The organism is Roseateles chitinivorans (assembly GCF_050632235.1).
Classification (GTDB): Bacteria; Pseudomonadota; Gammaproteobacteria; order Burkholderiales; family Burkholderiaceae_C; genus Roseateles; species Roseateles chitinivorans_A.
Genome location: NZ_CP192584.1, coordinates 3,234,024 through 3,246,676, shown reverse-complemented (window position 1 = coordinate 3,246,676; position 12,653 = coordinate 3,234,024). Strand labels below are relative to the sequence as shown.

The following is a 12,653-nucleotide window of genomic DNA, read 5'->3' as shown; positions in this document are numbered from 1 at the left end:
CGCTTTGCTTCGTTCCAGCCCATGACGAGGATCCCTAGGCTGCGGTGGTCTCCTGTTTCCTCGTGATTGAGAGTTCCCCCCGCCATGTCCTCCTCCGCCGTTTCGACCTCCCGCCGCCAATGGCTGGCTCAGGCCGCCGCCCTCGCGGGCGCCACCGCCCTGCCCGCGCTCCCGGCTCTCGCCGCCGACGCCAGGACCCTGCGCATCGGCTACCAGAAGTCCAGCACGTTGACGCTGTTCCTGAAGTCGCGCGGCATCCTGGAGAAGACGCTCGCGCCGCAGCAGGTCACCGTCAGCTGGCATGAGTTCACCTCCGGGCTGCCGCTGCTGGAGGCGCTCAACATCGGCGCGCTCGACCTCAGCGCGGACGTGGCCGACGCCGTCCCGCCGTTCGCGCTCGCCGCCGGCGCCAAGCTCACCTACTACGCCATCGAGACACCCTCGCCGACCGCGCAGGCCATCGTGGTCCGCAAGGATTCGCCGATCACCAGCGTCGCGCAGTTGAAGGGCAAGAAGATCGGCTTCGCCAAGGGCGCCGGCGCGCACTACCTGCTGCTGGAAGCGCTGAGCCAGGCGGGCCTGTCCATCCGCGACATCGAGCCCGCCTACCTCAATCCCGCCGACGGCCGCTCCGCCTTCGAGAACGGTGCCATCGCCGCGTGGGTGGTCTGGGACCCGTTCCTGGCCGCCGTGCAGCGCCAATCCGGCGCCCGCATCCTGGTCGACGGCACCCGCATCGCCGCCTACCGGCGCTTCTATCTCGCGGCCACCTCGTTCGCGCAGCAGAATCCCGAGGTGCTCCAACGCGTTTACGACGAACTCCAGCGCGCCGGTGAGTGGGTGAAGAAGAACCCCGCCGCGGCCGCCGAGTGGCATGCGCCGGTGCTCGGCCTCGACGCCGCCATCGTCGCCGCTGCCAACGAGCGCCGCACGTATGCCGTCCGCCCCGTCGATGCGGAATCGCTGTCCGAGCAGCAGCGCATCGCCGACGCCTTCAGTGGCGCGCAGATCCTGCCGCGACGCGTCGCCATCCAGGAATCGCCGGTCTGGCGCCCGGCTTGAGCCGCGCCCGAACGACCGAATGATCGACCGACTGCAAGGAGTCATTGCCATGTCCGTCCTGAACTCCGACACGACGACGCCAGCCCAAGGCCTGCCCCGTCCGCCCGCGCCGAAGCACCCGACACCGCTGCCGACGCGCACGCCCGCCGACGTCCGCGCCGCACTGCTCGCGCGCGTCGAGATCGCCCTGCTCGATGTCCGCGAGGAGGCCGCCTACGCCGAAGCCCATCCCCTGTGGGCCGCCAATCTGGCGGCCTCGCGACTGGAACTCGACGCCTGGGGCCGACTCCCGCGCCGCGACGTGCCCATCGTGATCTACGACGATGGCGAGGGCGTCGCGGCACCGTCGGCGCGCAAGCTGCAGTCGCTCGGCTACACCGACGTCGCCCTGCTCGCGGGCGGCCTCAGCGCCTGGCGCGACGCCGGCCTCGAGCTCTTCCGTGACGTCAACGTCCCGAGCAAGGCCTTCGGCGAGCTCGTCGAAGCGCGCCGCCACACGCCGTCATTGCCGGCGGAAGAGGTCCAGGCGCGCCTGGCGCGCCGCGACGACATCGTGCTGCTCGACGCCCGCCGCTTCGACGAGTACCGCACGATGAGCCTGCCCGGCTCGATCAGCACGCCAGGCGGCGAGCTGGTTCGCCGCGCGCGCGACCTTGCGCCGGATCCGTCGACGACGATCGTCGTGCACTGCGCCGGACGCACCCGCAGCCTGATCGGGGCACAGTCGCTGATCGACGCGGGCATCCCGAATCCCGTCGCGGCGCTGCGCAACGGCACGATCGGCTGGACGCTCGCCGGGCTCACGCTGGCGCAGGGCCAGGGCCGTTCGCACGAGGATGTGCCGGTGGGTGATCAGAGCGCCGCAAGAGAAGGCGCCGCCGCCCTCGCCCGACGGGCACACGTGCAGCGCATCGACGCATCGGTCCTCGCGGACTGGCTGGCCGACGCGCGGCGCTCGACCTATCGCTTCGATGTCCGCAGCGCCGCCGAATATGGTCGAGGACACCGTCCCGGGTTCCGCAACGCCGCGGGTGGACAGCTCGTCCAGGAGACCGATCACCACGTGCCGGTGCGAGGCGCCCGCATCGTGCTCGCCGACGACGACGGCATCCGGGCGCCGATGGCGGCGGCCTGGCTCGCGCAGATGGGCTGGGAAGTCGCCGTACTGCCGCCCGACGCCGCCGCTCATACCGAGACCGGCCCCGACCTGCCGCCGCAACCGCTGTCGCCGACGGTCGCGACCGTCACGCCCGCCGAGTTGGCCCGCTGGCGCGCCGAAGAGGCGGATCGCGAGCAGCCCGACACTGTCGTCGTCGATGTGGCGCCTAGCATCACCTACATCGTCAGGCACATTCCGGGCGCCTGGTGGAGCCCGCGGGCGCGGCTCGCGGACGCGCTCCGGAACGTCATCCCGCATGCGCGTCGCGTCGTGCTCACCGGCAATCTGGGCGTGCTCCCGCGTTTCGTCGCCGCGGATCTCGCGGCCGAACTGGCCGCAGAAGGGCGGGAGTTGCTGGTGCTCGAAGGCGGCACGTCCGCCTGGTACGACGCGGGACTGCCGATCGAATCCGCGAACCCGCGTCTGGCCTTCCCCCGCGACGACCGCTATCGCCGCCCCTATGAGGGCACGAACCACGCGCGCGACGCGATGCAGGCCTACCTCGACTGGGAATTCGGGCTGATCGCACAACTCGAGCGTGACGGCACGCACTTCTTCCGTGTGATCGACACCGACGCCACGATCCCGAACCCGTAGTCAACGGGCCTCCGTGGGGCCGGAATGGGGCTTGGGGTTCGCGGACGCGAGGCCCCATGCCCCGTGGAGAGCCCGCGCTTGGCCGATCGACGTCGAGGGACTTCGACCGGAAGCGTCTTACTTCCCCTTGCCCGCGGTGATCGGCACGACGTTGTCGTGCACCGCCGCGCCGAACGCCTGTTCCTTGAGCTGAGAGAGCTGGTCGCGCAACCGCGCGGCCTTCTCGAACTCCAGGTTGCGCGCGTGCTCCAGCATCTGCTTCTCCAGCTGGGTGATGCGCTTGCTCAGGTCCTTCTCGCTCAGCGCCTCGACCTCGGCCGCGTCGTGGATCACCTTGGCGTCATCGCGTCCCGGCTTGTCGCTGTAGACCCCGTCGATCAGGTCGCGGATGCGCTTGACCACGCCGCGCGGCGTGATGCCGTTGGCCGTGTTGAACTCCACCTGCTTGGCGCGGCGGCGTTCGGTTTCGCCGATGGCCTTCTTCATCGACTCGGTCATGCGATCCGCGTAGAGGATCGCCTTGCCGTTCACGTTCCGCGCGGCCCGCCCGATGGTCTGGATCAGGCTGCGTTCCGCACGCAGGAAACCTTCCTTGTCCGCGTCCAGGATCGCCACCAGCGACACCTCGGGGATGTCCAGGCCCTCGCGCAGCAGGTTGATGCCCACCAGCACGTCGAAGGTGCCGAGCCGCAGGTCGCGCAGGATCTCCACCCGCTCCACCGTGTCGATGTCCGAGTGCAGGTAGCGGACCTTCACGCCGTTGTCGCTGAGGTATTCGGTCAACTGCTCGGCCATGCGCTTGGTCAGCGTCGTGATCAGCACGCGCTCGTGGATCTCGACGCGGTCGCGGATCTCCTGCAGCACGTCGTCGACCTGATGCACGGCCGGTCTCACCTCGACGACCGGATCCACCAGTCCCGTCGGTCTCACCAGCTGCTCGACCACGTTGCCGGCCTGGCGTTTCTCATAGTCGCCCGGCGTCGCGCTGACGAAGATGGCCTGGCGCATCTTGCGCTCATACTCCTCGAACTTCAGCGGCCGGTTGTCCATCGCCGACGGCAGTCTGAAGCCGTACTCGACCAGCGTGCTCTTGCGCGCCCGGTCGCCGTTGTACATGCCGCCGAACTGACCGATCAGCACGTGGCTCTCGTCCAGGAACATCAGCGCGTCGGGCGGCAGGTAGTCCACCAGCGTCGGCGGCGGATCGCCGGGCGCGGCCTGCGACAGGTGGCGCGTGTAGTTCTCGATGCCCTTGCAGTGGCCGACCTCCTGGAGCATCTCCAGGTCGAAGCGGGTGCGCTGCTCCAGCCGCTGCGCCTCGACGAGCTTGCCCTCCTTGATGAAGAAGGCGACGCGCTCGCGCAGTTCCTCCTTGATCGTCTCGATCGCGGCGACCACGCGGTCGCGCGGCGTCACGTAATGGCTCGACGGATAGACGGTGAAGCGCGGGATCTTCTGCCGGATCTGGCCGGTCAACGGATCGAAGAGCACCAGGCCTTCGACCTCGTCGTCGAAGAGTTCGATCCGCAGCGCCAGCTCCGAGTGCTCGGCCGGGAACACATCGATCGTGTCGCCGCGCACGCGGAAGTGGCCGCGGGTGAATTCCATCTCGTTGCGCGTGTACTGCATGCGCGCCAGCTGCTGGATCACGTCGCGCTGGCCGACCTTGTCGCCGACCCGCAGCGTCATCACCATCTGGTGGTAGTCGCTCGGGTTGCCGATGCCGTAGATCGCCGACACCGAGGCCACGATCACCACGTCGCGCCGCTCCAGCAGGCTCTTCGTGCAGGACAGTCTCAACTGCTCGATCTGCTCGTTGATCGCGCTGTCCTTCTCGATGAACAGGTCACGCTGCGGGACGTAGGCCTCGGGCTGGTAGTAGTCGTAGTAGCTGACGAAGTACTCGACCGCATTCTTGGGGAAGAACTCGCGGAACTCGCTGTACAGCTGCGCCGCCAGCGTCTTGTTGGGCGCGAAGACGATCGCCGGGCGTCCGAGACGCGCGATCGTGTTGGCCATGGTGAAAGTCTTGCCCGAGCCCGTCACGCCCAGCAGCGTCTGGAAGCTTTCGCCGTCGTTGACGCCGTCCACCAGCCCCTGGATGGCCGTCGGCTGGTCGCCCGCCGGCGGGTACGGCTGGAAGAGCTGGAAGGGAGAGCCTTCGAAAGAGACGAATTCGCCCTTCGGCGGCTCGCCCGCGCCGGCGGCGTCCGCCTCTGGCAGGGCAGGTTTCTCCCCCTTGGCGACGGAGGTTTCAGGCTTGGCGACGGTAGAACGGCTCATCAGGGTTTCCCAGGGGCAACGCATGTTCCCTGCCTACAATCGGCGGGCTTCGCTGGGCGCTCAGGAGGCGCCTCGGGCGTCAGGACGCGACAGCGTAGCGCAGTCCTCTCCACCGTTTGTCAGGAAAGCCTCCATGTCCTTGTTCGCCGCCGTCGCCATGGCCCCTCGCGACCCCATCCTGGGTCTGAACGAGCAATTCAACGCCGACCCGAATCCCGGCAAGGTCAACCTGGGCGTCGGCGTCTACTACGACGACAACGGCAAGCTGCCGCTGCTGGCCTGCGTGGCCGCCGCGGAAGCGCAGATGCAGGCCGCCCCCAAGCCGCGCGGCTACCTGCCCATCGACGGCATCGCCGCCTACGACCTGGCAGTCCAGGGCCTGGTCTTCGGCGCCGACAGCGACGTGCTCAAGAGCAAGCGCGTGGCGACCGTGCAGGCCATCGGCGGCACCGGCGGCCTGAAGATCGGTGCGGACTTCCTCAAGCGCCTGAACCCGGGCGCCACGGTGCTGATCTCCGATCCGTCCTGGGAAAACCACCGCGCGCTGTTCACCAACGCCGGCTTCCCGGTCGAGACCTACCCCTACTACGACGCCGCCAACCGCGGCATCAACTTTGACGGCATGCTGTCGGCGCTCAATGCCGCGCCGGCCGGCACGGTCGTCGTCCTGCACGCCTGCTGCCACAACCCGACCGGCTACGACCTGACGCCCGCGCAATGGGCGCAGGTGGTCGAGGTCGTCAAGGCCAAGAATCTCGTCGCCTTCCTCGACATGGCCTACCAAGGCTTCGGCGAAGGCATCGCCGAGGACGGCGCCGTGATCCAGCAGTTCCTGGACGCCGGCCTGGACTTCTTCGTGTCGACCAGCTTCTCCAAGAGCTTCTCGCTCTACGGCGAGCGCGTCGGCGCGCTGAGCGTGGTCTGCGCCTCCGCTGAAGAGACGGCCAAGGTCCTGAGCCAGCTCAAGATCGTCATCCGGACCAACTACTCCAACCCGCCGACGCACGGCGCGCAGGTCGTGGCCACCGTGCTGTCGACCCCGGCGCTGCGCGCCCAGTGGGAAGAGGAACTGGCCGGCATGCGCGTGCGCATCAAGCAGATGCGCGAAGCGCTCGTGACGGAACTCAAGGCCGCCGGCATCACCGACGACCTCAGCTACGTCACCCGCCAGAAGGGCATGTTCAGCTACAGCGGGTTGTCGGCCGAGCAGATGCAGCGCCTGCGTTCGGAGTTCGGCGTCTATGGCGTCGACTCGGGCCGGATCTGCGTCGCCGCGTTGAACAGCAAGAACCTGAAGCCGGTCGCCGCCGCGATCGCCGCGGTGAAGAAGGCCTGATTCCCGGCCTCCACGCCTCGACACCACACTTCGATGCGCTGATCGCACGATCGGCCTCCGAACACAGGGCCGGACCCGCCGCAAGCGGGCCGGCCCTGCGCATTTATGGCGAAATGGGGCGGTTCGAAGGCCCTGCTCCCGCCTTGCACGGAACCCCGGCGACACACACTGCAGATAGCCGGGCACTAGAATTGCTGCATTGCACAACGGGTGCCAGCCTTCGCCTCACTCCCCCTCGAGAGGTCCGCCAGATGCTCTACCAGCTTTATGAAACCCAACGCGCGCTGCTGAGCCCGTTCTCCGAATTCGCCAGCGCCACGGCCAAGCTGTACAGCCATCCGCTGTCGCCCTTCGCCCACACGCCGCTGTCGCACCGGATGTCCGCGGGCCTGGATCTGATGCACCGGCTGGCCAAGGAATACGAGAAGCCGGAGTTCGAGATCAACAGCGTCGAGGTCGACGGCGTCGACGTCGCCGTCCAGGAACTGGTCGCGCTGGAGCAGCCGTTCTGCCGCCTGCTGCGCTTCAAGCGCTACACCGACGACCAGGCCGTGCTGGCCAAGATGAAGGCGCAGCCGACCGTGCTGGTCGTGGCGCCGCTGTCGGGCCACCACAGCACGCTGCTGCGCGACACCGTCAAGCAGCTGCTGAAGGACCACAAGGTCTTCATCACCGACTGGACCGACGCCCGCATGGTGCCGATGGAAGCCGGCGCCTTCCACCTCGACGACTACATCTACTACGTCCAGGACTTCATCCGCCACGTCGGCGAGGACTGCCACGTGATCTCGGTCTGCCAGCCGACGGTGCCGGTGCTGGCCGCGATCTCGCTGATGGCCACCAAGGGCGAGACCACGCCGCGCTCGATGACGATGATGGGCGGTCCGATCGACGCCCGCCGCAGCCCGACGGCCGTCAACAACCTGGCGATGAACAAGAGCTACAGCTGGTTCGAGAACAACGTGATCTACCGCGTTCCGACCAACTTCCCGGGCGCAGGCCGTGAGGTCTATCCCGGCTTCCTGCAGCACACCGGCTTCGTGGCGATGAATCCGGACCGCCACCTGAGCTCGCACTACGACTACTTCCTGGACCTGGTCCGCGGCGACGACGACAGCGTCGACGCCCACCGGCGCTTCTACGACGAGTACAACGCCGTGCTGGACATGCCGGCGGAGTACTACCTGGACACGATCAAGACGGTGTTCCAGGACTTCGCGCTGGTGAACGGGACCTGGGAAGTGGGCGGCGATCTGGTGCGTCCGCAGGACATCACCCAGACCGCGCTGCTGACGGTCGAAGGCGAGCTGGACGACATCTCCGGCGCCGGCCAGACCAAGGCCGCGCATGAGCTGTGCAGCGGCATCGGCGCCAAGGATCAAGCCCATTACGACGCGGTCGGCGCAGGCCACTACGGCATCTTCTCGGGCCGCCGCTGGCGCGAGAAGGTCTACCCGGTGATCCGCGACTTCATTGCGAAGTACGATGCGGCCCCGTTGCACAAGCCCGCCGCGGCCAAACGTGCCGCCGCCCGTCCGGCAGCGGCACGCCGGTCGCGCAAGCCGACCGAGTGAACCCCGCCGCTTCCGCCTCCGCTGAACCGACCTCCGCCACGTTCGACGACCTCGTCGAACGCCTGAACCTGGCCCTGCCGCAGACGCAATGCACGCGCTGCGGCTATCCCGACTGCCACTCGTACGCCCACGCGATCGCGCGCGGCGAGGCGGCCGTCAACCAGTGCCCGCCCGGCGGCGCTGAAGGGATCTCCCGGTTGGCCGCCCTCACCGCGCGCGCGCCGCTGCCGCTCAACCCCGACAACGGCATCGAAGGCCCCCGCCGCCTGGCGGTCATCGACGAAGGCTGGTGCATCGGCTGCACGCTGTGCATCAAGGCCTGCCCGGTCGACGCGATCGTCGGCACCAACAAGCAGATGCACGTCGTCATCGACGCCGACTGTACCGGCTGCGAACTCTGCATTCCGGCGTGCCCGGTCGACTGCATCTCGCTGACCGATGTCACGCCCGGACGCAGCGGCTGGTCCGCATGGAGCGCCCCGCAGGCGGAACGTGCCCGCGAGCGTTACCGCTGGCACGAGATCCGCGTCGCGCGGGACCTGAGCGAGCACGACGCGCGCCTCGAAGCCAAGGCGCAGCACAAGCTCGATCACCTCGAAGAGGAAACGCGGCTCACCGACACCGCGCAGATCGACCGCAAGCGCGCCGTCATCGAAGCCGCGCTCGCGCGGGCACGCGCCAAGCGCGGCGCTTGAGCGCAACGCCGCCTCCCCAGTTCCCATCGCCAGCCATTGCCGCTCGCCATGAATCAAACGCAAGTCCGCGAATTCTTCGAGATCCTCCGCCGCGCCAATCCGTCGCCGCAGACCGAGCTCGAGTACGCCAGCGTCTTCGAACTGCTCGCCGCGGTGCTGCTGTCCGCGCAGGCCACCGACGTCGGCGTCAACAAGGCGACGAGAAGGCTGTTCGTCGTCGCCAACACCCCGCAGAAGATCCTGGACCTCGGCGAAGAGCGGCTCGCCGAGTTCATCAAGACGATCGGGCTGTACAAGACCAAGGCGAAGAACCTGTACGCGACCTGCAGCATCCTCGTCGAGCAGTACGGCGGCGCCGTGCCGCAGAGTCGCGAGGCGCTGGAGTCGCTCCCCGGCGTCGGGCGCAAGACGGCGAACGTGGTGCTCAACGTCGCCTTCGGCGAAGCGACGATGGCGGTCGACACGCACATCTTCCGGGTCGGCAACCGCACAGGCCTTGCGCCCGGCAAGAACGTGCTGGAAGTCGAGCAGCAACTGCTCAAGCGGGTGCCTGACGAGTTCCTCGTCGATGCGCACCATTGGCTGATCCTCCACGGCCGCTATGTCTGCCAGGCGCGGCGGCCGCTGTGCGAGCGCTGCGCCGTTGTCGCGCAATGTGACAGCGCGCCGATGGCTGCGGCGCGTTGAGCAAACCCCGCCCTCTACAATCTGCGCGTTCATCCGTCAGGGAAACCATGTCCAGCATCAACGACCTAGTCGACCGCGTCGAGCGCCTGCTGGTGCGTCACGAGGAACTCAAGCGCACGAACGGCCTGCTCGAACAACAGGTCCAGGCCCTCACGCTGGAGCGCGACAGCCTGCGCTCCAGACTGGCCGCGGCGCGTGCGCGCGTCGATGCCCTGCTGGACCGGCTGCCGCTGGAGGCGGCGGACCTCCTCGAGAGCGGCGACGGCGGCGACCCCTCAGATTCTCGAAAGACCGGCGCATGAAGCAAATGGAAGTCACGATCATGGGCCAGAGCTACCTGCTCGGCTGCCCCGAAGGCGGCGAGGCCGCACTGCAGAAGGCGGTGGGCCGGGTCGACAAGGAAATGTGCGCCATCCGCGACGCGGGCCGCATCAAGGCGCGCGAACGCATCGCCGTGCTGGCAGCCTTGAACCTCGCCTATTCGCTCACCGAATCGACGGCGAATGCCGCCGCAGGCGATGCAACCGATGCAACGACCGGTGACGCGCGCGGCGTTTCCGCCGATGGCGCCATACCCGATCTTGAAACGCTTATGAAGCGGCTCGATGAAGCCCTTGTCCAAGACGGGCAACTGCTGTGAACGGGCGAGCGCGGCGCGTAGAATCCACCCTGTCCACTGCGTTCGCGTGAGTTTTATATTTCCTTGAACCGATGCTTTCGCGAGCAAGGGCTTGGAACATTGCAGAGCTGGTGTGAGCGTCTCGCGTCAGATGAACCCGAAGCCCTGCTGACCTCGCCCACCTGTACCCCTAGGGTTCAGGAATGCGGCTCACGGTTCGCCGTGGACACCCTTCCCGAAACCGCGCCTGATCATTCGTCACGCGCGGTTTTTTCATGGTCGGCCGACCCGGCCATCGTCGCGAGGAATCCGCCTTGAACTCCGCAGCGAACGCCGCCCCTCAGTACTGGCTGATGAAGTCCGAGCCGGACGAAGCCTCGATCGATCATCTGCGGGCCGCGGGCGAACTGCCCTGGACCGGCGTGCGCAACTATCAGGCCCGCAACTTCATGCGCGACCAGATGCGGATCGGCGACGGCGTGCTGTTCTATCACTCGTCGTGCCCCGAACCTGGCATCGCCGGCTTTGCCGAGATCAGCAGCACCGCCTATCCGGACGAGACCCAGTTCGATCCCACGAGCCATTACTTCGACCCGAAGTCCAAGCGCGAGGAACCGCGTTGGCAGCACGTCGATGTGCGCTTCGTGCGCAAGACGCGGCTGCTGAGTCTGGCGGAAATGAAGCGCGACCCGGCGCTGGCCGACATGCGCACGCTGCAGCCGGGCAACCGCCTGTCGATCACGCCGGTGACGCCGACGGAGTGGCGGCATCTCCAGAAGCTGCTCGCCTGACCGGCGGGCGCGACCGGAGCACCTGCGGCAGCCTCAGCCGCCCATCCCGAACGGGATCGACGCCAGCACGACCTGGTTGCCGCCGCGCCGCTGCGCTTCCTTGACCGCCATCTCGGCGGCGCCCAGCAACTCTTCCTGCCGCGAGGCGGTGTGCGGGAAGCTCGCCACACCCATCGACAGCGACAGTCCGATGTCCTGCCCGTGCAGCACGACGATCTGGGAATGGCATTGGCGGCGCAACTGTTCCATCCGCGCATGGGCCGTCGCGAGACCGACGCCCGACAGCAGCACCGCGAACAGGTCATCGCCGATGCGGCAGGCCGCGTCCATCGCGCGGGTGTTGGCGCGGAGCATGCGCCCCAACCCTTCGAGCAGGCGCTGACGCGCCTCCTCGCCAAGCCCGGCTTCCGGCGCCACGGGATCCAGCGCGATCAGCACCAGCGTGAACTCGCGATGCTCGCGGGTCGAGAGATCGATCTCGCGCAGGAGCTGATCATCGAACTGCGCGCGCATGTAGAGGCCCGAGACCTCGTCACGGCCGCTGCCCTGCTGAAGCTCCCGCCGCATCTGCTCGAGCGACTTCTGCTGCTGCTCGAGCTGCTGCAGCGCACGCTGCAGGTGCGTCTCGCGGTGACGCTCCTCGGTCTTGTCGCTCCACAGCGCCATCACGTGTTCCGCGCCGAGCGGCACGCGCATGACCATGAACTCGCGGCGGCGTCCGCCGATCTCGAGCCGATGCTCGGAGCTCACGACGCCGCGCTGCGCCAGCGTGGCCTGTTCGGAGCGGCGCATCGCCTGCACTTCGTCGCCGCGCATCAACTCGGCATCGGCGGCACCGACGATCCCGGATTCGACGCGGCCGAAGAGCTCGCTCATGCCGGGACTGGCGAAGACATACCGCCCCGTGGCCATCGACTTCACGGTCAGGCAGGCGCCCGTGGGCTCCAGCATGCTGAGCAAGCCGGCCGCAACGGGCGTCTGGGGCGTTCCCGACGACTCCAGCCAGGCATCGAAACTGGCAGGCGCGGGCATCGCGGCGGCTTGTAATTCCATGGGTCGGGCCAGGCCAGGGGGACGGCCCCTCGCGGTCGAATGGTGGTGGATCGAATGTAGATGGGCGTCCGTCGCCGGGGCAAGTGCCGTCGGCAGCACAGAGGCGCCACTCCCCCTAAGCTTGGGGTGCGGCATCCTAGCTTGCCCCGGCTTGCGCCGAGAGCGATGCACTTCGCCCAGAGAGGCGGGCTTGCGCTCCGGCGGGGACAAGGCGTGAAAATGTCACATCCTCTTGCAAGGCACGCGTGGGGCCTTCATAGGGGACACCCACGCCGGGAAGCGGCGTTGTATCCGCCGCGGCGCCGTTGCGTGAAGGTGGATGGCGAACGGTCAAAAATAAGGCTAGAATCCTCGTTTTGCTGGCAAACCCTGCGCGTCGATTCGGAAGTGGAATCCGGATACTCCGCTTCGAAGGCAAGCCCTTCCTCGCGAACACCGAGCGCTATTTGAAGGAATTTCATGACCACCATTCGCGTCAAAGAAAACGAGCCGTTCGACGTGGCCCTGCGCCGCTTCAAGCGCACGATCGAAAAGCTGGGCCTGCTCACCGAGCTGCGCGCCCGCGAGTTCTACGAGAAGCCGACTGCCGAGCGCAAGCGCAAGAAGGCTGCGGCCGTCAAGCGTCACTACAAGCGCGTGCGCAGCATGCAGCTGCCCAAGAAGCTGTACTGATCGCCTGATCGGACCGCTTCGGCACCGGGGACCCGTCCACTGACGATCCCCACCGCCGGAACAGCACAGAAAGCCCGCGCAGGACGCTGCCGCGGGCTTTTCTGTTTCTGCGCGACATTACGACA

At 67.7% G+C, this 12,653-nt stretch carries 12 protein-coding genes and 1 other RNA gene; 11 read left to right on the top strand and 2 right to left on the bottom strand.

All coding sequences use genetic code 11. The features are described 5' to 3' along the window. Nucleotides 1-84 precede the first annotated feature (84 nt). Together ACQ859_RS14765 and ACQ859_RS14760 are read left to right on the top strand one after the other, a co-directional pair. Nucleotides 85-1,062: an aliphatic sulfonate ABC transporter substrate-binding protein gene (locus ACQ859_RS14765; protein ID WP_431266403.1), complete on the top strand. Its 978-nt coding sequence runs from the start codon at nucleotides 85-87 to the stop codon at nucleotides 1,060-1,062. Between the two features lie 49 nt (nucleotides 1,063-1,111). Next, nucleotides 1,112-2,818 carry a rhodanese-like domain-containing protein gene (locus ACQ859_RS14760; RefSeq protein ID WP_431266402.1) on the top strand — a complete coding sequence of 569 codons (1,707 nt, stop codon included), beginning with the start codon at nucleotides 1,112-1,114 and terminating at the stop codon, nucleotides 2,816-2,818. A gap of 117 nt (nucleotides 2,819-2,935) precedes the next feature. Here ACQ859_RS14760 and uvrB read toward each other — a convergent pair whose 3' ends face one another. Next, on the bottom strand, nucleotides 2,936-5,101 hold the full coding sequence (gene uvrB / locus ACQ859_RS14755; protein WP_431266401.1) for an excinuclease ABC subunit UvrB: 2,166 nt from the start codon (nucleotides 5,099-5,101) through the stop codon (nucleotides 2,936-2,938). A gap of 133 nt (nucleotides 5,102-5,234) precedes the next feature. On the opposite strand from uvrB, the gene ACQ859_RS14750 reads away from it, so the two are divergent. The 8 genes from ACQ859_RS14750 (at nucleotide 5,235) to ACQ859_RS14715 (ending at nucleotide 10,803) form a co-directional block, all read left to right on the top strand. Further along, a complete protein-coding gene (locus tag ACQ859_RS14750; RefSeq protein ID WP_431266400.1) occupies nucleotides 5,235-6,437 on the top strand; it encodes an amino acid aminotransferase in 1,203 nt (400 codons plus the stop codon). Between the two features lie 251 nt (nucleotides 6,438-6,688). Then, complete coding sequence (locus ACQ859_RS14745) at nucleotides 6,689-8,011, top strand: polyhydroxyalkanoate depolymerase (RefSeq protein ID WP_431266399.1); 1,323 nt, start codon at nucleotides 6,689-6,691, stop codon at nucleotides 8,009-8,011. Continuing rightward, the gene (rsxB, locus tag ACQ859_RS14740; RefSeq protein ID WP_431266398.1) at nucleotides 8,008-8,706 is read left to right on the top strand and encodes an electron transport complex subunit RsxB; all 699 of its coding nucleotides are present in this window, start codon (nucleotides 8,008-8,010) and stop codon (nucleotides 8,704-8,706) included. The genes ACQ859_RS14745 and rsxB overlap by 4 nt, the downstream gene beginning before the upstream one ends. Before the next feature lie 48 nt (nucleotides 8,707-8,754). Further along, a complete protein-coding gene (gene nth, locus ACQ859_RS14735) occupies nucleotides 8,755-9,393 on the top strand; it encodes an endonuclease III (protein ID WP_431266397.1) in 639 nt (212 codons plus the stop codon). 47 nt (nucleotides 9,394-9,440) lie between these two features. Then, a complete protein-coding gene (gene zapB, locus ACQ859_RS14730) occupies nucleotides 9,441-9,695 on the top strand; it encodes a cell division protein ZapB (protein WP_431266396.1) in 255 nt (84 codons plus the stop codon). Further along, on the top strand, nucleotides 9,692-10,033 hold the full coding sequence (locus ACQ859_RS14725) for a cell division protein ZapA (protein ID WP_431266395.1): 342 nt from the start codon (nucleotides 9,692-9,694) through the stop codon (nucleotides 10,031-10,033). Before zapB ends, ACQ859_RS14725 begins: the two co-directional genes overlap by 4 nt. 29 nt (nucleotides 10,034-10,062) lie before the next feature. After that, nucleotides 10,063-10,243, top strand: a non-coding RNA gene (gene ssrS, locus ACQ859_RS14720) — 6S RNA. Nucleotides 10,244-10,365: 122 nt separating this feature from the next. Further along, complete coding sequence (locus ACQ859_RS14715; protein ID WP_431266557.1) at nucleotides 10,366-10,803, top strand: EVE domain-containing protein; 438 nt, start codon at nucleotides 10,366-10,368, stop codon at nucleotides 10,801-10,803. Between the two features lie 33 nt (nucleotides 10,804-10,836). On the opposite strand, the gene ACQ859_RS14710 is transcribed toward ACQ859_RS14715, so the two are convergent. Further along, nucleotides 10,837-11,856 (bottom strand): GGDEF domain-containing protein, encoded by a 1,020-nt coding sequence (locus ACQ859_RS14710; protein ID WP_431266394.1) that lies wholly within the window; start codon nucleotides 11,854-11,856, stop codon nucleotides 10,837-10,839. 459 nt (nucleotides 11,857-12,315) lie between these two features. On the opposite strand from ACQ859_RS14710, the gene rpsU reads away from it, so the two are divergent. Then, on the top strand, nucleotides 12,316-12,528 hold the full coding sequence (gene rpsU / locus ACQ859_RS14705) for a 30S ribosomal protein S21 (RefSeq protein WP_012346814.1): 213 nt from the start codon (nucleotides 12,316-12,318) through the stop codon (nucleotides 12,526-12,528). The last annotated feature ends 125 nt before the right edge of the window (nucleotides 12,529-12,653 follow it).

Excerpts from the sequence above, each read along its gene's own strand:
- ACQ859_RS14750 (WP_431266400.1), top strand. The coding sequence starts at position 5,235 with ATGTCCTTGTTCGCCGCCGTCGCCATGGCCCCTCGCGACCCCATCCTG.
- ACQ859_RS14725 (WP_431266395.1), top strand. The coding sequence starts at position 9,692 with ATGAAGCAAATGGAAGTCACGATCATGGGCCAGAGCTACCTGCTCGGC.
- ACQ859_RS14765 (WP_431266403.1), top strand. The coding sequence starts at position 85 with ATGTCCTCCTCCGCCGTTTCGACCTCCCGCCGCCAATGGCTGGCTCAG.
- uvrB (WP_431266401.1), bottom strand. The coding sequence starts at position 5,101 with ATGAGCCGTTCTACCGTCGCCAAGCCTGAAACCTCCGTCGCCAAGGGG.
- ACQ859_RS14715 (WP_431266557.1), top strand. The coding sequence starts at position 10,366 with ATGAAGTCCGAGCCGGACGAAGCCTCGATCGATCATCTGCGGGCCGCG.
- ACQ859_RS14710 (WP_431266394.1), bottom strand. The coding sequence starts at position 11,856 with ATGGAATTACAAGCCGCCGCGATGCCCGCGCCTGCCAGTTTCGATGCC.
- rpsU (WP_012346814.1), top strand. The coding sequence starts at position 12,316 with ATGACCACCATTCGCGTCAAAGAAAACGAGCCGTTCGACGTGGCCCTG.
- ACQ859_RS14745 (WP_431266399.1), top strand. The coding sequence starts at position 6,689 with ATGCTCTACCAGCTTTATGAAACCCAACGCGCGCTGCTGAGCCCGTTC.
- nth (WP_431266397.1), top strand. The coding sequence starts at position 8,755 with ATGAATCAAACGCAAGTCCGCGAATTCTTCGAGATCCTCCGCCGCGCC.
- ACQ859_RS14760 (WP_431266402.1), top strand. The coding sequence starts at position 1,112 with ATGTCCGTCCTGAACTCCGACACGACGACGCCAGCCCAAGGCCTGCCC.
- zapB (WP_431266396.1), top strand. The coding sequence starts at position 9,441 with ATGTCCAGCATCAACGACCTAGTCGACCGCGTCGAGCGCCTGCTGGTG.